The sequence below is a fragment of the Nocardia sp. NPDC004654 genome, from assembly GCF_040609595.1.
Lineage (GTDB): Bacteria > Actinomycetota > Actinomycetes > Mycobacteriales > Mycobacteriaceae > Nocardia.
The window spans coordinates 1261437-1287502 of the sequence record NZ_JBEXKI010000001.1 but is presented as its reverse complement, the minus strand read 5'-3'; the positions used below and the strand labels follow the sequence as shown (position 1 = coordinate 1287502).

2 protein-coding genes are annotated in these 26066 nt (G+C 71.4%); both read right to left on the bottom strand.

Translation table 11 applies throughout. From position 1 onward, the window contains the following. Positions 1-168: 168 nt before the first annotated feature. A complete protein-coding gene (locus ABZV58_RS05845; protein ID WP_354998974.1) occupies positions 169-387 on the bottom strand; it encodes an MbtH family protein in 219 nt (72 codons plus the stop codon). 29 nt (positions 388-416) lie between these two features. Next, positions 417-26063: a non-ribosomal peptide synthase/polyketide synthase gene (locus ABZV58_RS05840; RefSeq protein ID WP_354998973.1), complete on the bottom strand. Its 25647-nt coding sequence runs from the start codon at positions 26061-26063 to the stop codon at positions 417-419. Positions 26064-26066 lie beyond the last annotated feature (3 nt).

Genomic DNA, 26066 nt, shown 5'->3' with positions numbered 1-26066 from the left:
GCCGCTCTCCCTAGCGGGGGTTCAGGGTCCCCCCCCGGGGGTGGGGGGGGCCGATGGCCCGCGGCGCCCCCCCCGACCTCCAGGCGGTCTGGCGGGACGAAGGGCACCTTCGGTCGGTTACCGCGCCTGCCATTCTGGGCGCGGCAGTAGGACCGACGCGCCCCGCGTTCAGTTCGTCTTCGGGTTCATGGCGGCGATCAGGGACTTGGGGCGCATGTCGGTCCAGTGGGTTTCGACGTATTCCAGGCAGGCGCTGCGGGGGGACGCACCGTAGGCGATGGTCCAGCCGGTGGGGATGGCGGCGAAGATGGGCCACAGGGAGTGTTCGCCCTCGGCGTTGGTGAGGACGTAGAACTGGGCGTCATCGTCGTCGAATGGGTTTGTCATGGTTGGCCTTTCGTGAGTCGTCTACAGGTTCATGCGCGGTCGGTGTCGGCCCAGGCCGCGGTCAGCACGTGGCCGATGCGGGCGAGCGCGGATTCGGTGGTCATTCGCCAGTGGGTGGCGGTGACGGCGTGGTTGTGCACGGTGCCGTCCACGGCATCGGACCAGCTGGCGGCTCCGGTCGCGCCGGTCGGATCGTCCAGTGCGGCGGTGAAATACACCAGGTTGCCCTTGTAGCGGCGAGGCCGGTAGCGGGCGAGTAGTTCGAGGGAGCGGGTTCCCGCGTCCAGTACCCGGCCGAGCCGTTCGGCGCCGAAGGAGGCGAACGGTTCCGGCAGTTCGGCGATGCGCTCGGCGAGTTCGGCGAGGCCGAGTTCGGTGTCCGCCTCGGCGGCTTGTTCGCCGAGCAGTCCGCCGAGCAGGTCGGCGAGCGGCACGGTGGTCTCGGCCACCGATTCCGTGCGCGGGCTGTCCATCATGGCCAGCGTCGCGACGTGCTGCCCCTCGTCCTGCAACTGGATCGCGACGGCGTGCGCGAGAACGCCGCCGAGCGACCAGCCGAGCAGGTGGTACGGCCCTTCCGGTTGAACGGCGCGGATCTCCGCGACGTAGCGCCGGGCCCAGTCCTCGATCGAATCCGGCAGTGGTTCCGCCGAATTCAGCGCCGGGGATTGCAGGCCGTAGATGGGCCGTTGCGGGTCGATGTGCGCGGCCAAACCGGCGAACGACCAGGCCACACCGCCGACCGGGTGCAGGCAGAACAGCGGCGCCTTGCCGCCGCCCGGCCGCAGCGGCAGCAGCACGTCGAAGGCCGCCGCCGCGTCCACCCTGCCCCGGCCGGACCTGGTCAGCTCGAGCTGTGTGACAAGTTCCGCAGGCGTCGGCGCGGAGAACAACCAGACAACGGGGACCGGATCGCCGAGTTCCGCGCTGAGCCGGGTGGCCAGGCGCGTGGCGAGCAGTGAGTTGCCGCCGCGCTCGAAGAAGTTGTCGTCCATGCCGATTCGCTCCGCCTCCAGTACCTCGGCGAAGACGGCGCACACAGCGTGTTCCAGGTCCGTTGCCGGAGCATGGAACTCGCGTGCGGTTGGTTCGGGCCGGGGCAGTGCGGCGCGGTCCACCTTGCCGTTGGCGTTGAGCGGCAGCGCGTCCAGTCGAACGAGCGCGGCGGGCACCATGTAGCTCGGCAGCGCCTCTGCCAGGGCGGCACGCAGTGCGCCGATGTCCGACGCGGCGTGCTGCCCGTCGGCCGATCCGGCGTGCGGCTCGTCGGCGCGCAACCCAGCGTGTGGCGCCGTGGCGCCCAACCCGGCACGTTGTCCATCGGCCACCAACCCGGCCCGCGCACCCTCGGCTTCCGTCCCGACGTGCGGCCCGTCGGCGGCCAACCCAGCGCTCAGCTGTTCGGCGTGCACCCCAGCGCGTGGTGCATCCGTGCCCAACGCGGTGTGCGGCCGCTTGGTGTCGACCGGCGCTGCCGACGTGAAATAGCCGACCAGCATGGCATTTTCACCATCCGCCCGGTACGCGACCACGACGGCCTCCGCGATCTCCGGCCAGGCGCGCAGCGCGTGCTCGATCTCGGCCAGCTCGATGCGGTACCCGCGCACCTTGACCTGGAAGTCGCGCCGTTCGACGTAGCCGAGGTTGCCGTCGGAGCCCCAGCGCACCATGTCGCCGGTGCGGTACAGCCTGCTGCCCGGCGCGCCGAAGGGGTTGGCCACGAAGCGTTCCGCGCTCAGGTCCGGCCTGCCGTGATACCCGCGGGCCAGCTGCGCGCCGCCCAGGTACAGCTCGCCGGTGACGCCCGCGGGGACCGGATGCAGCCGGTCGTCGAGGACGTACACCTGATTGCCCGCCTCGGGCGTACCGATCGGCACGGTGCCGGTCAGCGCTGAGGCCGCGGAGCCGACGGCCGTCCGGTATCGAGTCACCGAAACCGCCGCTTCCGTCGGCCCGTACAAGTTGTCGACCCGAGCATCAGTAAGCGCTCCGACCCTCGCCAGGGTCGCGGCGGGCAACGCCTCGCCGATCACCAACAGCCTGCGCAGCGAGCGGGGCAGTCTGCGCCCGCCGGACACCTCGGTCAGCATGGCGAGTAGCGACGGCACGAGCGTCATCGTGGTGACCGACGCTCGACGGACCAGGTCGAGCACCCCCTCCGGGTCACGCTGCGCGCCGGTCGGCGCGAGGACCACGCGCGCACCGGTGCGCAGCGCCCACCAGAATTCCCACACCGAGAGGTCGAACGCGGCCGAGGTCATCAGCAGCGTGGCGTCGTCGGCGCCGAGGCCGTACTCCGACTGCATCCAGTCCAGTTGGTGCGCGACGGCGCGGTGCGGGACCGCGACGCCCTTCGGAACGCCGGTCGAGCCGGACGTGAAGATGACGTACGCGGTGTGCCACGGCGACAACGCCCGCACCCGTTCGGTGTCGCGGACCGGTGTGGCGTCGCCGCCCTCGGGGACCGTCGTGATGTCGAGCAGCACCTCGTGGTCGGACACCTCGGCGGGCAGCATCGGCCTGCGCGCGGAGGTGAGCACCAGCTCCGGATTCGCCGCGGCCAGCACGCCGGTGGTCCGATCGAGTGGATGCGCCGGGTCGAGCGGCACGTAGGCGCCGCCCGCCGTCACCACCGCGTACATCGCGACGAGCAGGTCGACGCTGCGCGGAATGGCCAGCGCCACCGGCGATTCCGGGCCGATACCGCGGCCGATCAGGACCCGGGCCAGCCGGTTCACCCGCACGGCGAACTCGGCGTAGGTCAGGGTGTGCGCGTCGTCCACGACGGCGATCGCGTCGGGCGTGCGCGCCACCTGCGACTCGAAGGCGGTGACCAGCGTGTCCGGTGCGAACTCACGGTCAGGGGCGTTCCACGCGACGAGCATGCGTTCGGTCTCGGCGTCGTCCAGCAGCGGCAGGTCACCGACCGGCACCCGCGGCGCGGCGCACACGGCTTTCAGCAGCCGCTGCAACCGGCTCGCGAAGCCCGCGACGGTCGCCTCGTCGAACAGCGCCGTGGCGTAGGTGATCGTCGCGGCGAGTCCGGCGGGCCCGCCCTGCGCGTCGTAGCGATCGGTGACCACCAGGTGCAGGTCGAACTGGGAGACCTCGGAGTCGAAGTCGACCGCGGTCGCGGTCAGCCCGTCCAGGGTGAAATCGGCCTCGGCCTGGTTGTGGAACGAGAAGCCGACCTGGAACAGCGGGTGCCGCGCGGTGGAGCGCTCGGGGTTGAGCACCTCGACCAGCCGCTCGAATGGAACGTCGGCGTGCGCGAACGCCGCCAGGTCGGCGGCGCGCACCCGTTCGAGCAGCGCGCTGAATCCGTCGCCCGCGTCCACCCGGGTGCGTAGTACGAGCGTGTTGACGAACATGCCGACCACGTCGTCCAGTTCGGCCGCGCCGCGACCGGCGACGGGTGTGCCGACGGCGATGTCGCCGGTGCCGGACAGCCGCGCGAGCAACGTGGCGAAGGCGGCGTGCACCACCATGAACAGCGTGGCGCTCGACGCGCGGCCCAATTCGACCAGCGCCGAGTGCGTTTCGGCATCGACAGCGAAATCGACGTGCTTACCCCGAGTTGACACGACCGCGGGCCGCGGCCGGTCCGTCGGCAGCGGCAGCTGCGCGGGCAGTTCGTCGAGCGCCTCGGTCCAGAACCGGAGCTGGCGCGCCACCAGCGATTCCGGATCGTCCTCCGAGCCGAGCAGTTCGCGCTGCCACAGGCTGTAGTCGGCGTACTGCACCGGCAGCGGCACCCAGCCCGGCGCGCGCCCCTGCTTGCGCGCCGTGTAGGCCAGCATCACGTCCCTGGCCAGCGGAGCGAGCGAGGAGCCGTCCGCCGCGATGTGGTGCACCACCACGACCAGCACGTGTTCCATTGCCGCCGAGCCGTTCTCGGCCTCCGGACGGAAGAGCCTGGCGCGCAACGGCACCGCGTCGGTCACGTCGAATCCCGCGCCGACGAAATCCGCGACCGCGATGGGCAGATCATCGATCGGCACCGCGATCGGTGCGAGCCCCGGCGTGCCCGCCGCCTCGACCGGCAGCACCACCTGCACCGGTCCGGCCGTGCACTGCGGGTAGACCGTGCGCAGCACCTCGTGCCTGGCGACTACGTCGGCGATGGCGGCATTCAGGGCGGCGATGTCGAGTTCGCCGCTGAGCCGCACCGCGAGCGGGATGTTGTAGGCGGTGGAGTGGCGGTCCAGCCGGTTGAGGAACCACATGCGCTGCTGTGCGAGCGAGAGCGGAACCGGCTCGTCGCCCCGGCGCGCGACCAGCGCGGGGCGGGCGGGCGAGGTGTCCGCGCCACCCAGTTCGGCGGCCATGGCCGCGACGGTCGATTGCTCGAACACGGTGCGCACGCCGACCGTGACGTCGAGCGCCGCACTTAGCCGCGCGGCGAGTTGCGTTGCGGTGAGCGAGTTTCCGCCGAGCGCGAAGAAGTCGTCGTCCAGGCCGACGTCATCGACTCCCAGTACGGCGGCGACGGTCGCGGCGACCGTCTGTTGCGTCACCGTGACCGGCGCGCGGTACGTGGCAGTTCGGAATTCCGGTTCCGGCAGCGCCTTCCGGTCCAGCTTCCCGACCGGCGTCAGCGGCAGCTGGTCAAGGACCATGATGGCAGCGGGCACCATGTAGGCGGCCAGCGAACGACCCGCGAAGGCGGTCAGCGCCGTCGTGTCGACGCTGTGCCCCGGCACGGCGACCACGTACGAAACCAGCGCGACGACACCATTGGCATCGGTGTGCCCGACGGTCACCGCGTATTCGACGGATTCGTGCGCGGCGAGCACCGCGTCGATCTCACCGAGCTCGATGCGCAAACCGCGCACCTTCACCTGATGGTCGGTGCGGCCGAGGTGCTGGAGGACGCCGGACGCTGGCCCACCCGTCGCTCGGCCACCGCCCCTCATCGAATCGCTTCGCGATGCGGGCACCCATCTGACCAGATCGCCGGTGCGGTAGATCCGCCCGCCTTCGGGCCCGTAGGGGTCCGCGACGAACCGGTCCGCCGAAAGTCCTGGCCGCGCGTGGTATCCGCGCGCCAAGCCGGGACCGCGCAGGTACAGCTCGCCCGCGACGCCCACGGGCACCGGCCGCAGCCGGTCGTCGAGCACGAGCGCGGACATGCCGGGGATCGGCGCGCCCATGTCGAGCGGATCGCCCGGCCGCATCCGCGCACTGATCGTGGTGATGACCGTGGTCTCGGTCGGGCCGTAGGTGTTGTACATCGCGCGTCCGACGCCCCAGCGCCGCACCACATCCGGCCCGTAGGACTCGCCACCGACGGTCAACTGCCGCAGCTCCGGCAGTTGCGCCGGATCGAGGGTTTGCAGGACCGCTGGTGTGATGAACGCGTGGGTCACCCGCTGATCGCGGATGAGCGCGGTCAGCTCGGCCCCGCCGTAGACGCTCGCCGGTGCGACGACCATGGTCGCGCCCGCCGGAAGCGCCATCAGAAGTTCCAGCATCGAGGCGTCGAAGCTGGGCGAGGACACCGTGAGCACTCGCGCGTCGGCGGTCACCGAGTACCGATCCCGTTGCGCGCGAGCGACTCCCGCGATCCCGGCGTGCGTCGCCACGACACCCTTCGGCACACCTGTCGAGCCGGAGGTGTAGATGATCCACGCCGCATGATCTACCCGCACCGGACGTACCAGCTCGTCCGCGCCGAGCGGCGTCCCGCTGATGTGCCGAATCCGCGCCACGGTGGCGGGCGCGTCCAGCGCGAGCCATTCGACGGCGCCGGGCAGCGCGGCACGCGCAGCGTCGATCGTGAGGCCGAAGGCCGCGCCGGAATCGGTGAGCATGTGCGCGATCCGGTCGGCCGGATAGGTCGGATCGACCGGGACGAACGCCGCGCCGGTCTTGGCCACCGACCACACCGCGAGCAGCGCCTCGGCCGACCGCGGGATGGCGATCGCGACGACGTTCTCCGCGCCGATGCCGTGCCCGGCGAGCATCCTGGCCAGGCGCGCGGACTGTTCATCGAGCTCGCAGTAGGTCAGCTCGCGGTCACCGCAGACCACAGCGACACCGTCCGGGTTCATGGCGACGGCCGCTGCCATCATCTCGGCCAGGGTCCGCTGCGGCACCGCCTCGGCGCCGCGCCTGGCGAGGAGTTCGGCACGCTCGGCGGGCGCGAGCAGCTCGACCGCGCGGATCGAACGTTCCGGTTCGGCGGTCAGCGCGCCGAGGACCCGACCGAACCGGCGCAGCAGCCCTTCGGCGGTGTCCGCGTCGAACAGGTCGGTCGCGTAATTCAGCTCGACAGCGAAGTGTCCGTCGGCGTCCATATCCGCGGACACGGTGAACTGGAGATCGAAACGCGCCACCGGCTCGTCGAATTCGACCGTCGAGAGCTCGAGACCCGGCACGGCGAAGGTGTCGTCCCCGGTGTTCAGGTAGCTCAGGGCGATCGTGAACAGCGGATGCCGCGCCTGCGTCGTGGTCACGCCGAGCTCGTCGACCACCCGCTCGAACGGCACGGTGGCGTGCGCGAACGCCGCCAGGTCGGCGGCGCGCGTCTCAGCGAGCAATTCGGTGAAGGACTGGTCGGGACGCGGCCGGGTGCGCAGCACCAGCGTGTTCACGAACATGCCGACCAGGTCGTCGAGCGCCGCCGCGCCGCGACCCGCGACGGGGGTGCCGATCGCGATGTCGTCGGAACCGGAGAGCCTGGCCAGCAGCACCGACAGCGCGGCGTGCACCACCATGAAGGGAGTCGCGTGGTAGGCGAGGGCGAGTTCGCGCACCCGTGCGCCGACCTCGCCGCCGATCCGTGCCCGAGCGTTCCCGCCGCGCTTGCTCGCGATGGGCGGGCGGGGGCGGTCGGTGGGCAGGGCCAGCTCCTCGGGCAGTTCGCGCAACGCCTCGCGCCAGAACGAAAGTTCCTCGGCCGCCGCATTTTCGACCGACGCCGTCTGCGAGACCGCGTAGTCCGCGTACTGCGCGGCCAGCTCGGGCCACACCGGTGCGGCTCCCAGCACGCGAGACAGGTACGCAGCGAGCAGATCTCGCAGCAGCGGCCGCATCGAGTATCCGTCGGCGGCGATGTGGTGCAGCACCGCGACGAGCACCCGGCTCGTCGGACTCTCGCGCAGCAACACCGCGCGCACCGGAACCTCGCTCGTGACATCGAAACCGGCGGCGAGGAATTCGGCGATCCGATCCTCGACGCTGCCCGCGCCGATCGATTCGACGGCCAGCCGCACGGGCGCGGACGCCACCGGCAGGATCACCTGGTGCGCGGTGCCGTCGGTCGCGGCGGGGTAGATCGTGCGCAGCACCTCGTGCCGCGCCACCACGTCGGCGAACGCCGCGCCGAGCGCCACTTCGTCCAGTTCGCCGCGAATCCGCATCGCGACCGGGATGTTGTGCGCGGCCGACGACGGATCGAGCCGGTTGAGGAACCACATGCCGCGCTGCACGGGCGCCAACGGCACCGGGTCAGGTCGCGGACCCGCGATCAGCGGAACGACCGAATCGGTGGCCTCCGCGGCGATTCCCGCCGCCAGCGCGCCGACCGTCGGCGCTTCGAACAGCAGACGCACGGGCACTCGCCTGCCCAGCCTTTCGCCGAGCCTGGCCAGCACCCTGGTCGCGCTGAGCGAGTTCCCACCCAGATCGAAGAAGCTGTCCTCGACGCCGACCGGCCCGCAACCGAGCACGTCCTCGAAGGCGGCGGCCACCAGGCGCTCGGCCGGGGTGACCGGAGCCGTGTAGGCGCGGCGATCGAACACCGGCTCCGGCAGCGCCTTTCGATCCAGCTTGCCGGAGGCGTTGAGCGGGAAGGCGTCCAGCACCACGAAGGCCGACGGCAGCATGTAGGACGGCAGCGTCGCCCGCGCCGCTGCGCGCAGCGCGTCTTGGAGATCGGCGGTGCGCTCCGGTGCCGGCACGACGTAGCCGACCAGGTGATCGCCGACCACCCGCGCCGCCGCTTGGGACACGCCTGCCACCCCGGCCAGCACCGCCTCGATCTCCCCGAGTTCGATGCGCTGGCCGCGGAACTTCACCTGGAAGTCGGTGCGTCCCAGGTACACCAGCTCGGCGGAGTCGCCGCCGGTGTCCCAGCGCACGAGATCGCCGGTGCGGTACATGCGTTCGCCGGGAGCGCCGAAGGGGTTGGCCACGAAACGTTCCGCTGTCAGGTCGGGTCGCCCGTGGTAGCCCCGGGCGAGCTGGGTCCCCGCCAGGTACAGCTCACCCGCGACACCCGGCAGCGTCGGCCGCAGGCGCGAATCCAGCACGTAGACACGGCTGTTCCACTCGGGGTTGCCGATGGGCATCACGGTGCGCTCGGTCTCGCCCGTCACGTCCCGGTAGGTGATACTCACCGCGGCCTCGGTGGGTCCGTACAGGTTGTGCAGCCGCGCCTCGCTCACCGCACCGAACGCGCGGACGGTCTCGGCGGGCAGCGCCTCGCCGATCACGAAGACGGTGCGCAGCGCGGCCGGGCGCTGCCCGGTGCCGTGCACATGTCCGGCGAAGACGCTGAGCATGGACGGCACGAAATCGGTGACGGTGACGCCGTAACGACCCATCACCTCCACGAGGTAGCCGGGATCGCGGTGCCCGTCGTGGGTCGCGAGAACCACGGTCGCGCCGACGCGCAGCGGCAGGAAGTACCCCCACAGCGAGACATCGAAGGTGGTCGCGGTCTTCTGCAGGTACACGTCGTCGGCGCGCAGCCGGTATTCCGACTGCATCCAGGTCATCTGGTTGACGATCGCCGCGTGCGAAACACTGACGCCCTTGGGTTTTCCGGTCGACCCGGACGTGAAGATCACGTACGCGGGGTTCCCGGGGTGGATCGGCACGCCGCGCTCCTCGGTCGCGATCGGATCGTCGGCGTAGCCGTCCAGCGCGACGCTGTCCACGCACACCGTGCGCCCGGTGTAGCCGAGTTCGGCACGGTCGCGTTCGGTGGTGAGCAGCGCGGCGGGCCGCGCGGTGTCGAGGATGTGGGCGATGCGCTTGGCGGGGTGATCGGGATCGATCGGCACGTACGCGCCACCCGCCTTCAGCACCGCGTACATGGCGAGCACCAGGTCGGTGGACCGTCGAATGGCCAAGGCCACCAGCGATTCCGGCCCGATACCCGCCTCGACGAGATGGCGGGCCAGCTGGTTGGCGCGCTGATCGAGTTCGCCGTAGGTGAGCACCGTGGCGGGACCGCCGTCCGGGACGTAGACCAGCGCGGGGTCGTTGGGCGTGGCCGCGGCCTGCGCCTCGAACTCGTCGAGCAGCATCTCCGCCACGAACGCGGTGTGCGCGGAGTCGTTCCATTCGGTGACCACCCTGTGCAGCTCGCCCGCGCCGAACAGGTCGATGTCGCCGACCGGCAGCTCCGGATCCGCGATCACCGCGGTCAGCAGCCGCAGGAATCGCTCGCCCATGGTGTGGATGGTCGCGGCGTCGAAGAGGTCGGTGGCGTAGGTGAAACGCACCGCGTCGTCGGAGACGGTGAGTTGCAGGTCGAAACGCGTTGTCTCGTAGTCGAACTCGTACTCCGCCACGCTCAGGCCCGGGAGCCGGACCCCGATCGGCGAAAGGTTCTGGAAGAACAGCGCGACCTGGAACAGCGGGTGCCGCGCCTGCGAGCGCGGCGGGTCGAGCACCTCCACCAGCCGTTCGAACGGCACCTCGGCGTTGGCGAACGCGTCCAGGTCCTCCTCGCGCACCCGCCGCAGCACGGTGGCGAAGGAGTCCGCGCCGGGCACCTCGGTGCGCAGCACGAGCGTGTTGACGAACATGCCGACCAGCTCGTCCAGCCGACGTTCGCCGCGACCGGCGATCGGCGCGCCGATGGCGATGTCGGCCGTGCCGGACAGCCGTGCGAGCAGCACCGCGAGCGCGGCGTGCACCACCATGAACGGCGTCGCGTCGTGCCGCGCGGCCAGCGCGGTGATGCCGGAGTTCACCGCCGGGTCCAGGAGCAGGGTGGCGCTCGCGGCGGCGTGCGAGGCGACGGCCGGGCGCGGGCGGTCGGCGGGCAGGTCCAGCTGGGCGGGCAGACCGCGCAGCGCACGCCGCCAATACTTCAGCTGACGGGCGGCGATCGACTCCGGATCGTCCTCGGCGCCGAGCAGTTCGCGTTGCCAGAGCGCGTAGTCGGCGTACTGCGCGGACAGCGGCGCCCAGTCCGGTTCCCCGCCGGTGACGCGCGCGGCGTAGGCGGTGGCGAGATCGCGGGCCAGCGGTCCCATCGAGAAGCCGTCGGCGGCGATGTGGTGCACGACGAGGGCGAGCAGGTGTTCGTGCTCCGACAGCTTCGCCAGCCCGATCCGCAGCGGCACCTCGGCCGTCACGTCGAACGGCGTGGCGACGAAGCCGACGAGGGCCGCTTCCGGGTCGGCGGCGTCCAGCTCGGTGATCGACGGGACGGCGGCGTCGAGGATCCGCTGGTGGCCGACGCCGTCGCGGTCCGGGTAGACGGTGCGCAGCGTCTCGTGCCTGGCGATCACGTCGGCGATCGCGGCGGCCAGCGCCGCCGTGTCCAGCTCGCCCACGAAGCGGATGGCGACCGGGATGTTGTTGACGGTCTCCGCGGGATCGAAGCGGTTCAGGAACCACATGCGTTGCTGAGCGGGCGAGAGCGGGATCGTTTCCGGGCGCGGTCCCACGGTGAGAGCGGGGCGGCGGGCCGCGCCCGTGCCCTCGACCGCGCGCTCGGCGAGTGCCGCGACGGTCGGCGCGTCGAACAGCATCCGCACCGGGACGTCGGTGCTCAGCTCGGCGCCGAGCCGCGCGGCCAGCTGGGTGGCGATCAGCGAGTTGCCGCCGAGCGCGAAGAAATCGTCGCCCGCCCCGACCCGTTCGACGCCGAGCAGCTCACCGAACAGCGCCGCGACGGTCCGCTCGGCGTCGGTCTCCGGTGCGCGGAAGACCGCCGCCGCCATGACGGGCGCGGGCAGTGCCTTGCGGTCCAGCTTTCCGGAGGAGTTGAGCGGGAACTCGTCCAGCACCACGAAGGCCGAGGGCACCATGTAGCCGGGCAGTTCGGCGGCCAGCCGCGCGCGCACGGCATCGATGTCGATCGACGCGCCGGTCAGGTACGCCACCAGCTGATCACCGCCGGACACCTGCCCGCCGCGAACGACCACCACCGCCTGGTCGACCGCGGCCACCGCGGTGAGAGCGGCTTCGATCTCGCCGAGTTCGATGCGCAGACCGCGCAGCTTCACCTGGAAGTCGGTGCGGCCCAGGTACTCCAGCTCGCCGTCGGCTGGCCCACCCGTCGCCCGGGCACCGCCCCCCATCGAATCGCTTCGCGATGCAGGCAGCCATCTGACCAGATCGCCGGTGCGATACATGCGTTCGCCCGCGGTGCCGAAAGGATTGGCCACGAAGCGATCCGAGGTCAGCTCGGGTCGCGCCACATAACCGATGGCCAGCTGTCCGCCCGCCAGATACAGCTCGCCAGGCACGCCGACTGGCACCGGCCGCAGCCGGTCGTCGAGCACGAGCAGCCGGGTGTTGAACACCGGCCTGCCGATCGGCACCGAGTCCGTGTCCGCGTCGGTGACCTCGTGATAGGTCACGTCCACGGCGGCCTCGGTCGGGCCGTAGAGGTTGTGCACTCTGACCCCGAGCACGCGCCGCGTGCGCTGTGCGACGGCGGCGGGCAGCGCCTCGCCGGACGCGAAGACCCGGCGCAGCGCGGTGCGCTCGCGCGCCAATGGCTCGTTGAGGTACACCGCGAGCATCGAGGGCACGAAATGCGCCGTGGTGACGCGTTCGGCCGCGATGAGCCGGGCCAGGTACGCGGGATCGCGGTGACCGTCATGGCGCGCGACGACCAAGCGCGCGCCGACCTGCAAGGGCCAGAAGAACTCCCACACCGACACGTCGAAGGTGGCGGGCGTCTTCTGCAACACCGCGTCGTCGGGACGCAACCCGTAGCGATCCTGCATCCAGACCAGCCGGTTGACGATGGCGGCGTGCGAGACCGCGACGCCCTTGGGGCGACCGGTGGAGCCGGAGGTGAAGATGACGTACGCGGAGTGGCCCGGCGTGAGCGCGCCGATCCGGTCGGTGTCGGTCAGCGGAGATTCGGCGAAGGCGGACAGATCCAAGCGATCGATCCGAACCTGCCGTGCCGCGGCGACTTCCAGATCCATCTCGGAAGTCAGGACGCACACCGGACGCGCGGTGGCCAGCACGTATTCGATGCGGTCGGCCGGGTGATCGGGATCGATCGGCACATACGCGCCGCCCGCCGCCGTCACCGCGTACATTCCGACGATCAGGTCGAGCGAGCGCCGCATGCCGAGTGCCACAAAGGAATCCGGGCCGACGCCCTGGGTGACCAACCAGCGGGCCAGTCGGTGCACCCGAGCGGCGAACTCGCCATACGCCAGGCTGGTTCCCTCGAAGGTCAGCGCCACCGCCTCGGGCGTGCGCGCGACCTGCTCCTCGAACAGCGACGCCAGCGTGTGCGGGCGGGCCGCGACCGGGTGCGCGGTGTCGTTCCACCGCTCGAGCACGAGCGAACGCTCGGCCGGGTCCAGCAGTTCGATGTCGCCTACTCGGAGAGCCGGGTCGGCCACCACGGTCTCCAGGATCCTGATGAATCGCGCCGCGAAGGACTGGACCGTGGCGCGGTCGAACAGATCGGTCGCGTAGCGCAGCAGCGCGCGCAGCGCCGTGCCCGCGCCCTGCTGATGCTCGACCAACTCCAGCGCCAGGTCGAACTGCGCGACGCGATTGTCGAGCGGGTAGGCCGACACCTCGAGCCCCGGCAGCTCCAGCACCGTGTCGTCGCGATGCTCGAAGGTCAGCAGTGTCTGCACGATCGGCGAATACGATTGCGAGCGAATCGGGTCGAGCTCCTCGACGAGACGCTCGAACGGCAGGTCGGCGTGGGCGAAGGCGCGCACGTCCACCTCGCGGACCTGTCGCAGCAGGTCGGCGAAGGGCGTGTCGGCGCGCACCTCGGTGCGCAGCACGAGGGTGTTGACGAACATGCCGACGAGCTCGTCCAGCGCCTGTTCGGCACGTCCCGCGACCGGGGTGCCGATCGCGACGTCCTCGGTCCTGGCCAGCCTGGCGAGCAGGGCGGCGAAGGCGGCGTGCACCACCATGAACGAGGAAACACCCTGTCGCCGCGCGAGTTCGGCGATCGCCGAGGTCAGTTCGGCGGTGACCGCGAATTCCACCGCGGCGCCCTGCCCGGTGGCGACCGGCGGGCGCGGGCGGTCGGTGGGCACTTCCAGCACCGGCGCCAGGTCGGCCAGCTCGGCGCGCCAGTGCGCGATCTGCTCGGCCAACACCGATTCCGGGTCGGAGGCCGCGCCGAGCACCTCGTGCTGCCACAGCGTGAAGTCGGCGTACTGCACCGGGAGCGGTCGCCACTGCGGCGCGGCGCCCGCACTGCGCGCCGTGTAGGCCACCATGAGATCACGGGCCAGTGGCGCGGTGGACACACCGTCGGCAGCGATGTGGTGCACAACGACCACCAGCACATGGTCATCCGCCGCGGCACGGAAAAGACAGGCGCGCACTGGAATCTGGCCGCGCAGGTCGAAGGGCAACGCCGCGAACACCGCGACGGACTCGGGCAGTTCCGCCTCGGAGACCGCCACCGGGTCCAATTCCAGGGCGGGCACTTTCACCCGCACCGACTGGAACGGGCCGCCGCCGTCGGACGGGAAGACCGTACGCAGCGACTCGTGCCGCGCGATCACGTCGCCGAGCGCGGCGGCCAGCGCCGCGGTGTCCAGCGCGCCGGCCAGCCGGATGGTGATCGGGATGTTGTAGACCGCCGACTCCGGATCGAGGCGGTTCAGCAGCCACATCCGAGTCTGCGCCAGCGACAGGGGAATCCGCTCCGGTCGCGGGACTGCCACCAGGGCGGGACGGGGGTCGTCGGCCGAATGGCGCACGCGCACCGCGAGTTCGGCCACCGTCGGCGCCTCGAACACCTCGCGCACTGTGAGCGCGCAGCCCAGCGCCGCGTTGGCGCGGGCGACCAGCCGCATGGCGAGCAGCGAATTCCCGCCGCGCGCGAAGAAGTCGTCGTCCGCACCGATGCGCGCCGACCCGCCGAGCAGATCGGCGACCAGGGCCGCGAGCACCGATTCCGCGCCCTCCCGTGGTGCGCGGTAGGCCACCGCGCCGCCGCTGACCTCGACCGTCGGCAGCGCCGCGCGATCCAGCTTCCCGACCGTGGTGAGCGGCATCTCGTCCAGCACGACCAAGTGCGCGGGCACCATGTAGCCGGGCAGCCGCTCGCGCACCGCGTCCAGAACGGCGTCGGCCGCGACCTCTCCGCTGACATAGCCGACCAGACATTCGTAGCCGGAGCTGTCCTTCGCGACAAGCACGGCCGCGTTGCGCACGCCGGGCACACCGGCCAGCGCCGATTCGATCTCGCCGAGCTCGATCCGCTGACCGCGCAGCTTGATCTGGAAATCGTTGCGGCCCAGATAGATCAGATCGCCCGAGCGGTTCCAGCGCACCAGATCACCGGTGCGGTACATCACCGCGCCGGGCACGCCGAACGGGTCGGCCACGAACCGCTCGCCGGTCAGCCCGGAACGGCCGTGATAGCCGCGCGCCAGCTGGTCGCCCGCCAGGTACAGCTCGCCCGGCACGCCGACCGGCACCGGGCGCAGTCGCGCGTCGAGCACGTAGACGCGGGTGTTCCAGCACGGACGCCCGATCGCCACCTCGCGACCGGAAGCCACGTCGGCATCGGTGAACTCGTGGTAGACCGCCGAAATGGCCGCCTCGGTCGGACCGTAGGCGTTGTGCACCGCGCCGTCGAAACTGCCGCGGATCGCGGCGAGCAGATCGGGTGTCAGCGCCTCGCCGCCGCAGTGCAGGTGCCGGAACGAGCGCAGCGCGTCGCCCATGCCCTCGCCGATGAGCGCGGCGAGCACCGATGGCACGTATTCGGCGATGGTGATGCCGTGCTCGCGCAGCAGTCCGGCGAAATAGGCGAGGTCCAGGTGCCCGCCGGGTCTGGCGATCACCAGCGGCGCGCCGACCGCGACGGGCAGGAAGCACTCCCACACCGAGACGTCGAAGGTCAGCGGCGCGCGCTGCAGGATGCGGTCGGCCGCGGTCACCTCGTAGCGATGCTCGAGCCAGCGCAGCTGGTTCATGATGGCGCGGTGGGTGACCGCGACGCCCTTGGGCCGTCCGGTGGAGCCCGAGGTGAACAGCACGTACGCGGTGTTGTCCTGGCGCAGCGTTGCGCGGCGCTCGGCGTCGGTCACCGGCTCGGCTGAGTAGCCGGACAGGTCCAGCTCGGCGGGGCGAAGCAGGCGCGCGTTCAGCGGCGGCAGTTCCGCTCCGCCGACGATCACTATCAATGCGGGATCGGCACTTTCGATCACCTGCGCCAGCCGGTCGGCCGGATGAGCCGGGTCGAGCGGCAGGTACGCGCCGCCCGCGCGCACGATCGCGAACATCGCCACGAGCATGTCCAGCGACCGCAGGGCGGCCAGTCCGACGATGGTCTCCGGGCCGACGCCCTCGGCGATCAGGCGCCGAGCCAGCCGGTTCACCCGCGCGGCCAGCTCGCCATAGGTGAGCGTCGCGTAGCGACTCGATGAGGGGTGGTGGCCGGGTGACGGGTGGGCGAGCGACTCGTTCTCGAAGGTCACCGCGCGACCGACCGGGTCCGCGGCGGCGCGCACCGTGAGCAGGTCGTCGAGGGTCTCGGCGGGCAGTGCGCGCGCAGTCGCGTTGCGGTCGGAGAGCAGCATCCCGCGCTCGGCGACCGACATCAGCTCGACATCGCCGACCGCGGTCCTGGTGTCGCGCGCCATCGCGCGCAGCACCCGCTCGAACGCGGCGAGGAGATCGGTGACCGTGTGCTCGTCGAACAGGTCGAGCGCGTAGTGCAGGTGCACGTCGATGCCCTCGGGCTCGCCGTCCGCGTCGTAGCGGTCGGTCAGGGTCCAGTCCAGGTCCAGCTGGATAGGAGCCGGGCCGATGTCGAGCGCGCCGATGGCGAGGCGCTGCAAACGGAAGTCGGGCGCGGTCTGGTTCTGTAGCGTCAGCGCCACCTGATAGAGCGGCGAATGCGCCTGTGAACGAACGGGATTCAGCGTGTCGACGAGTTGCTCGAACGGCACCGCCGCGTGCTCGAAGGCGGCCAGGTCGGCGGACCGTACCTCGGCGAGCAGCTCGGCGAGGGTGGCCTCGGCGCGCACCTCGGTGCGCAGCACGAGGGTGTTGACGAACATCCCGACGAGCTCGTCCAGCGCCTCGTCACCGCGCCCGGCCACCGGCGCGCCGACGACGACGTCGCCGGTGGCGGCCAGCCTGCTCAGCAATACGGCCAGCGCGGCGTGTAGCACCATGAACGGGGTGACGCGGTGCTCGGCGGCGAGTTCCTGGATGTCGCGGTGCAGCGCCGCGTCGAGCCGTCCGATGACAGCGCCGCCGCGGTTCGAGGCCACCGCCGGGCGCGGGTGGTCCGCAGGCAGCGCGAGCACCTCGGGCAGACCCGCGAGACGGTGCGTCCAGTAGCGCAGCTGCCCGGCCAGCACCGAGGTCGGGTCCTGTGCGTCGCCGAGCGCGTCCCGCTGCCAGAGCGCGAAATCGGCGTACTGGACGGGCAGCGGACGCCAGGCGGGCGCGGACCCCGCGCAGCGCGCGACGTAGGCGGCGGCCAGATCGCGGGTCAGCGGTGCGAAGGACCAGCCGTCGGCCGCGATGTGATGCACGACGAACAGCAGCACGTGCTCCTGCGGAACACCGCCGTCCTCGACTCGTAGCAGCCGAACCCGCAGCGGCACTTCGGAAGTCACGTCGAACCCGGCGTCGGCCGCGGCGGCGATCAGCGCGGGCAGCTCGGCCGCGGGCACCGGCTGCGGCGCCAGGTCGACCAACCGGGTGCCCGCGGGCAACACCAGCTGGGTGGCCGCGCCGTCGTGTTCGGGGTAGAGGGTGCGCAGCGTCTCGTGCCTGCCGATCACGTCGGCGACGGCCGCGTCCAGCGCGTCCACGTTCAGCGCGCCGGTCAGCCGCAGCGCGAACGGGATGTTGTAACCGCTTCCGGCGCTGTCGAATCGGTTGAGGAACCACATGCGCTGCTGGGCGATCGAGAGCGGGACGGACTCGCCGCGCTCCCGCGCGAGCAGCGGCGGCAGCGTCACCGGAGCTGCGGGGCCGTCGAACCTCAGGTACGGCGCCAGCTCACGTACGGTGGGCGCGTCGAACACGGCACGCACGGGCACCTGCGTTCCGGTCGCCTTGGACAGCCGCGCGGCGAGCTGGGTCGCGATGAGCGAGTTGCCGCCGAGTGCGAAGAAGTCGTCGTCCGCGCCGATCCGCTCGGTACCGAGCAGCGCGCGAAATGTCTCGGCGACAAGGGTTTCCGCGGCGCCGCTGACCGCGCGGAACTCGACTGTCCGCGGCGCGGGCGCGGGCAGCGCCCGACGATCCAGCTTGCCGGAGGCGTTCACCGGGAAGGCGTCCAGCACGACGAACTCCGTGGGCGCCATGTAGGCGGGTACCCGACGGGCGATCTCCGCGCGAACCAGGTCGAGATCGAGCGCGGTCTCCGGCACCAGGTACGCCACCAGCTGATCGCCGGTGCCGTGGTCGTCGCGCACCAGCACCGCGGCATGAGCCACCCCGGGAGCCGCGAGCAGCGCCGTCTCGATCTCGCCGAGTTCGATGCGCAGGCCGCGCACCTTCACCTGGAAATCGGTGCGGCCGAGGAACCGCACCTCCCCCGCCGCCGTCCAGCGCACCAGGTCACCGGTGCGATACATCCGTGCGCCCGGCTCACCGAAGGGGTTGGCCACGAAGCGATCACCGGTCAGATCGGCACGGCCGAGATAACCACGGGCCAGCTGCGCACCGGCCAGATACAGCTCGCCGGGCACGCCGACCGGGACCGGTCGCAGGCGTGCGTCGAGGACGTACATCCGGGTGTTCCACACCGGCCCACCCATCGGCGGCGCGCCGGTGTCCGCGTCGGTCACCTCGTGCGCCGACACCTCGACCGCCGTCTCGGTGGGCCCGTACATGTTGTGCACCCGCGCCGAGGTGAGCGCGCGCATCCGCTGCGCGGTGGCGGCGGGCAGCGCCTCACCCGAGCAGAAGACGTGCCGCAGGCTGGGCGTCTCGGGTTCCTCGGCGACGAACGCGGCGAGCATGGACGGCACGAAGTGCGCCGCGGTGACGCCCTCGCGCCGGATCAGCTCGGCCAGGTAGGCCGGGTCGCGGTGACCGTCCGGGCGGGCAAGCACCAGCCGCGCGCCGACCTGCAAGGGCCAGAAGAACTCCGGAACGGACACGTCGAAGGCGACCGGCGTCTTCTGCAACAGCACATCGTCGCCGTCCAGCGCGACATACGCCGACTGCATCCAGCGCAACCGGTTCACGATCGCGCCGTGACTCACCGCGACGCCCTTCGGTGTGCCCGTCGAACCGGAGGTGAAGATGACGTACGCGGTGTTGCCGGCGCGCAGCGTGGCGCGGCGTTCGGCGTCGGTGATCGGGGCGTCGGAGTAGCCGGACAGGTCGAGCCGGTCGATGCGGACCTGCGCCGCGGCGAGATCCAGATCCGTGCCGGAGGTCAGCACCGCGACCGGAATCGCGGTGGCGAGAATGTGTTCCGTGCGCTCGGCCGGGTGGTCCGGGTCGAGCGGCACGTAGCCACCGCCCGCGGCCGTGATCGCGTACATGCCGACCACCAGGTCGATGGAGCGCCGCATGCCGAGTGCCACCAGCGAATCCGGGCCGACGCCCTGCGCGATCAGCCAGCGCGCCAGCCGGTTGACCCGCGCGGAAAGCTCGGCGTAGGTACGGGTTTCGCCTTCGAAGGTGAGGGCGGGGCGATCCGGGGTGCGCGCGGCCTGCGCGGCGAACAGCGAGGCGAGCGTCGCCGTTTCGTCGACGGAATGTTCGGTGTCGTTGAACCGGTCGAGCACGAGTGCGCGCTCGTCGGCATCGAGCAGCTCGATCTCGCCGACGCGCGCCGTGGAATCGGCGGCCACCGCGACGAGCATCCGGCGCAGTCTGGCGACGAACGCCGCGACCGTCGCGGCGTCGAACAGATCCGTGGCGTAGCGCAGGCTGCCGCTCAGTCCGTCGGCGCGTTCGACGAGCACCAAGTGCAGGTCGAATTTCGCGCCGTCGTCCGGGATGTCGATCGGCTCCACGGTCAGCCACGGGACCTCGACGGCCGACAGCGCCCGCGGGGCCGCGCCGAAGCTGAGCAGCACCTGGAACAGCGGATGCGCGCCGGTGCTTCGCTCGACGTCCATCGCATCGACCAGCTGCTCGAACGGCAGCTCGGCGTTGGCGAACGCGGCGAGATCCGCGTCGCGCACCTCGGCGAGGAAATCCTCGAACGCGGTGGCCAAGGCGACCCTGGTGCGCAGCGCGAGGGTATTGACGAACATGCCGATCATGTCATCGAGTTCGCGTTCACCGCGCCCGCCGATAGGCGAGCCGACCACGATGTCGTCGGCGCCGCTCGAACGCGCCAGCGTGGCCGCGAAGGCGGCGTGCAGCACCATGAACAGCGTCGCGCCCGACCGGGCGGCCAGCGCGCGCAGCTCGGCGATCATGTCGGGATCGATCGCGAAGTCGACGGCCGCGCCGCGCATGCTCGGCCGTGCCGGGCGCGGACGGTCGGTGGGCAGCGGCAGTTCGGCGGGCAGGCCGTCGAGGACGTCGCGCCAGAAGCGCAGCTGCCGGTGCGCCAGATCGCCGGGCCGTTCCGGCGAGCCGAGCAGCTCGCGCTGCCACAGGCTGTAATCGGCGTATTGGACGGGCAATTCGGCCCAGTCGGGTCGCTGGCCGATCAGCCGGGCGCGGTAGGCGCGGATCAGATCGGCGACGAGCGGCGTCATCGAGAGAGCGTCGGCGGCGATGTGGTGAACGACGAACACCAGCGCGTATTCGTCGCCGGGCACGCCGTGCGCGTCGTCGATCCGGTCGAGGGTCAGCAGCGCGACTCGCGCGGGCAGCTCGGTGGTGACGTCGAAGCCGCCGCCCGCGATGGCCGCGATGGTGTCGGCGAGTTCGGCGCGTTCGACCGGCGCCGGATTCAGGCTCAGGCCGATGTCGTCCGCGTCGAGGATCGACTGGTAGGGGCCGTCCTCGCTCTCGGGATAGCTGGTCCGCAGCGATTCGTGCCTGGCAAGGACGTCCAGCACGGCGCGCTCCAGCGCGCGTACGTCGAGCCTGCCGGTCAGCCGCAGCACTACGGGCAGGTTGTAGACGCCCGGCGATCCGTCCTGGCTCTCCAGACGGTTGAGGAACCACAGCCGCCGCTGGGCGGGTGACAGCGGAATGCGGTCCGGCCGCTCGCGCCGCGCCAGGGGCGGCCGGGTCACGCCCGCCTCGGCCAGCTCGGCAACGGCCGCGGCGAAGCCCTCGACCGTCGAGGCCTCGAACAGGGTGCGCACCGGGACACGCGCGCCGATCGCGGCGCCGGTGCGCGCGGTGACCTGCGTGGCGTCCAGCGAGCTGCCGCCGAGGGCGAAGAAGTCGTCGTCCAGTCCGGCTTGCTCCACTCGCAGCACTTCGGCGAACACGGACGCGACAAGGCGCTGCGCCGAGTCGACGGGCGCGCGAAAACGTCTGGCCTGCAATACCGGAAGCGGCAGTGCGGCACGATCGAGCTTGCCGCTGGTGTTCAGCGGGAATTCGGGCAGCTCGACCAGCGCGGTCGGCACCATGTACCCGGGAAGTACCCGACCGAGACCGGACTTCAGCGCGTCCGGGTCCAGTTCCGCGCCGGGTGCCGCGACGACATACCCGGCCAGGTAATCGCCGGTCTCGGCGGAGACCAGCCGCACGGCGGCCTGACCGACCTCGGGCGCGGCGAGCAGCGCGGTCTCGATCTCGGCGAGCTCGATGCGCTGGCCGCGGAACTTCACCTGGAAATCGACGCGGCCGAGGTAGACGAGTTCGCCGTCCTGGCTCCACCGCACCAGATCGCCCGTGCGGTACATGCGTTCGCCGTTGCCGCCGAAAGGGTTGGCCACGAAGCGGTCCGCGGTCAGGTCGGCCCGGCCGTGATAGCCGCGGGCCAGCTGCTCGCCCGCCAGGTACAGCTCGCCGGGCACCCCGATCGGCGCCGGGCGCAGCCGCGAATCCAGCACGTAGACCTGGGAATTCCACTCGGGCTCACCGATCGGCACCAGCGGCGCGTCGTCGGCGGTGACCTCGCGGTAGGTGATGGACACGGCCGCCTCGGTGGGGCCGTACAGGTTGTGCAGCCCGGCGTCGCACACCGCGTGGAAGGCCGCGACGGTTTCGGGCGGCAACGCCTCGCCGATGACGAAGACGTCGCGCAGCGAACGCAATTCGTCGGCCTCGGCGTGCGCGGCGAACACCGCGAGCATCGACGGTACGAAGTCGGTGAGCGTGACACCGTATCCGGCAATGGTTTCCGCGATGCAGCGCGGGTCGCGGTGGCCGTCCGGGGCGGCGAGCACCAGGGTCGCGCCCGCGCGCAACGGCAGGAAGTAGCCCCACAGCGAGACGTCGAAGGTGGTCGCGGTCTTCTGCAAGTACACATCGCCCGTGCGGAGACGGTATTCGTCGTGCATCCAGGCCAGCTGGTTGGCGATGGCGCGGTGGCTGATCGCCACGCCTTTGGGCCGCCCGGTGGAGCCCGAGGTGAAGATGACGTAGGCCGGGTGCTCGGGGTGCAACGGCGACGTCCGGTGTCCGTCGGCGATCTTGGCGGCGGGGTGTTCGTCGAGGTCGAGTTCGTCGAGATGGTGCACGAGGACGGTCGGCGGCACAGTGTCGGGCGGTGTGAAACCGGCGGCGCGGGTGGTCAGGATGGTGTGCGGCGCGGCCGTGTCGATGATGTGTCCGATGCGTTCGGCAGGATGCGAAGGGTCCACCGGCACATACGCGCCGCCCGCGCGCAGCACCGCGTACATCGCGACCACGAGGTCGATCGAGCGCGGCATCGCCAGCACCACAAGCGTTTCCGGCCCGACACCGGTGGCGATCAGCAAGCGCGCCAACCGGTTGGCGCGGTGGGAGAGTTCGGTGTAGGTGAGCTCGGCGCCGCCGTCCGCGACGAGGGCGACCGCGCCCGGGGTGCGGCGGACCTGGTTGTCGAAGCCCTCGTGCAGGAAGCGGTCGGCGACCCGGTGGCCGCTGGCGTTCCAGCTCGCGGTCACGTAGTCGAACTCGCCCGCGTCGAGCAGTTCGATATCGCCGACCGGGACGTCCGGCGCGGTGACCGCGGCGCGCAACAGGCGGACGAACTTCGCGGCGAACTCCCGGACCGTCGCGGCGTCGAACAGGTCGGTGGCGTAGGTGAATTCGGCACGGTAGCCGTCGGCGGTGTCGGACAGCGTCAGCTGGAGATCGAACTTCGCGAAGCCGGATTCGAAATCGACCAGCTCCGTGTCGAGTTCGGGCATGGTCAGCGCGACCGGCGCCATGTTCTGCATGAACAGCGCGACCTGGAACAGCGGGTGCCTGCCCCGCGAGCGCACCGGGTTCACCGCCTCGACCAACTGCTCGAACGGAATGTCGCGGTGGGCGAAGGCGCGCAGATCACGTGCGCGCGCGTGCCCGACCAACTCGGTGAAACTCGCGGCGGCGGACACCTCGGTGCGCAGCACGAGGGTGTTGACGAACATGCCGACCAGGTCGTCCAGCGCGGGCTCGCCACGGCCCGCGACAGGGGTGCCGATGGCGATGTCGCAGGTGCCGGAGAGCCGGGCGAGCAGCGCGGCCAGCGCGGCGTGCAGCACCATGAACGGGGTAGCTCCGCAGCGCGCGGCGAGCCGTTCCACGGCGACGCGTAGGTCGGCGTCGAGGGCGAATTCGTGGGTGGCGCCGCGGTAGGACGCGACGGCGGGGCGCGGGCGGTCCAACGGAAGGTCCAATTGTGCTGGCAGTTCCGCCAATTCGGACCGCCAGAAACTCAACTGACGCGCGGCCGCCGAGTCCGGGTCGTCCTCGGCGCCGAGCACCGCGCGCTGCCACAGCGCGTAGTCCGCGTACTGCACCGCGAGCGGCGACCAACCGGGGGCCGTACTCTCCCGGCGCGCGGTGTAGGCAGTGACCAGGTCGCGCATCAGCGGGCCCAGCGAGACGCCGTCGGCGGCGATGTGGTGCACCACCAGCACCAGGGTGTGATCGCGCGGCCCGCTGCGCAGCAGGCGCACCCGCACCGGGATCTCCTCGGCGACGTCGAAGCCCTGGCTGGCCACGGCGCGCACCGCCTCGGCGAGCCGCTCCGCGGGAATGTCCGAGGGCGTCAGATCGAAGACGGCGTGCACCGGCCGCACCACCTGCGCCGGGCCAGCGTCGGTCTGCGGGTAGACGGTGCGCAGGATCTCGTGACGCGCGACGAGATCGGTGATCGCGGTCGAGAGCGCGGAGACGTCCAGCGCACCGCGCATGCGCAGCGCGACCGGAATGTTGTCCACCGCGGCGTTGTGCGCGGTCCGGTCCGAGCTCGAATCCGCGCCGAGCTGGTTGAGGAACCACATGCGGCGCTGCGCGGGCGAGAGCGGGACGTGCGCCGGACGCGGGCCCGCCGCCAGCTGCGGACGCGGCGTCGCCGAGCCCGACAGCGCGGCCACCGCCGCCACCGTCGGGCGATCGAAGAAGTCCCTGACGTCGATCGCGACGCCGAGCACGGCCGAGACCCTGGCGATCGCCCGCGTCGCGAGCAGTGAGTTGCCGCCCAGTGCGAAGAAGTCGTCGTCCGCGCCGACCCGCGGCGCGGCGACCAGGTCGGCGAAGATCTCCGCGACCAGGCGCTCGGCCTCGGTGGCGGGTTCGCGGTATTCGACGGCGGCGACGCCGAAGTCGGGTTCGGGCAGCGCTCGCCGATCCAGCTTGCCGTTCGCGTTGACCGGCATCTCGTCGAGCACCTGCACCAGCGTGGGCACCATGTACTCCGGCAGGTGCGCACGCGCGGTGTCCAGCACGGCCGCGGTGTCGATGACGCCGCCCGCCGCCACCACGTAGCCGACCAGGTGATCGCCGCCCGCGTGCCGGTGCAGCAGCACCGCGGCCTGGGCCACCTGCTCATCGCGCAGCAGGCCCGCCTCCACCTCGCCGAGTTCGATACGCAGCCCGCGCAGCTTGACCTGGAAGTCGGTGCGCCCCAGGTATTCCAGCTCGGACGGGCCGCCGTCCACCCCCGACGTCCAGCGGACCAAATCGCCGGTCCGGTACATCCGTTCACCCGGCGCGCCCTCGGGATTCGCCACGAACCGGTCCGCGGTGAGGCCGGGGCGGGCCACGTAGCCGCGGGCCAGCTGGACACCGGAGAGGTACAGCTCGCCGACCACGCCCGTGGGGACCGGACGCAGGTTGTCGTCGAGGACCAGCAGTTCGGTGTCGTCGGCGGGGACGCCGATCGGCACGCTCGTGGTGTCGGCGGCGGTCACCTCGTGGGCGGTCACGTCCACCGCGGCCTCGGTCGGCCCGTACAGGTTGTGCAGGGTCGCGCCGCTGACGTCGCGGAACGCGGCCGCGGTGGCCGCGGGCAGCGCCTCGCCGGAGGCGAACACCAGACGCAGAGTATCGACGGCGGTCTCGATCTCGGGTTCGGCGACGAACACCGCGAGCATCGACGGCACGAAATGCGCGACGGTGACGCCGTATTCGGCGATGGCGCGGGCCAGATAGGCCGGGTCGCGGTGGCCGTCCGGCTCGGCGATCACCAGGCGCGCCCCGATCTGCAAGGGCCAGAAGAACTCCCACACCGACACGTCGAAGGTGAACGGCGTCTTCTGCAACACCACATCGTCCTCGGACAACCGGTACAGGCGCTGGCGCCACCGCAGATTCGCCAGGATCGAACGGTGCGAGACCGCGACGCCTTTCGGGCGGCCGGTCGAGCCGGAGGTGAAGATGACGTAGGCGGTGTTGTCCGCGGAGGGCATCGGCAGCAGCTCCCCGTCGGGTCGCTGGCCGGGCTGTAGACCCGCTGCGCGGAGGGTGGCCTCGAATTCGTCGATGCGCAACACCCGGCTGTCGGCCAGCGAGTCCGGCTGGTCGGCGGTCGTGGTGAGCACGATCGTCGGCGCCGCGGTTTGGAGCACGTAGGCGATGCGCTCGGCCGGATGCTCGGGGTCGATCGGCACGTACGCGCCGCCCGCCTTCAGGATCGCGTACATGCCGACGAGCAGTTCGAACGAGCGCCGCACGGCCAGCCCGACCAGCGCGTCCGGCCCGACACCCAGCTCGAGCAGCCGCCGTGCCAGCGCGGTGGCGCGCGCGTCGAACTCGGCGTAGGTGAGGGTGGCGTCGCCGCATTGCAGCGCGACGGCGTCCGGCGTGCGCCGCACCTGCTCCTCGAATTCGCTGACCAGCGTCTCCACGGGGGTGAAGGCGGTCGGCAGCACGTCGGCGGCGATCAGCAGCGCGTCGTCGAGCAGTTGGTCGAGCACCGCGCCGAGCGCGCCGTCGCCGGACTCGAGCAGTTCGGGCAGCTGTCCGGAGATGACCACGGAGACAAGGACATCCGGGCTCAGGCCGCCGCCCATGGCCGCGCCGAGCGCCGCGATCTCGGAGGCCAGCGCCGCGTAGCCGATCTCGGTAGCCCCGTGCCGTAGCGCGATCCGGTCGGGCGCCAGGTCGGCCACGGTCTCGATTAGGCCGGGTAGGTCTTCGACGCCGTAGGCCCGGCGCAGCATGGCATGTCGGGGGTGGTTGCGGTTGCCGAGCCCGCTGGATGCGACCGATTCTGCGTGAGACATCAG

What these genes read in the sequence shown, in the direction of transcription:
- ABZV58_RS05845 (WP_354998974.1), bottom strand. Translation starts at nt 387, where the DNA reads ATGACAAACCCATTCGACGACGATGACGCCCAGTTCTACGTCCTCACC.
- ABZV58_RS05840 (WP_354998973.1), bottom strand. Translation starts at nt 26,063, where the DNA reads ATGTCTCACGCAGAATCGGTCGCATCCAGCGGGCTCGGCAACCGCAAC.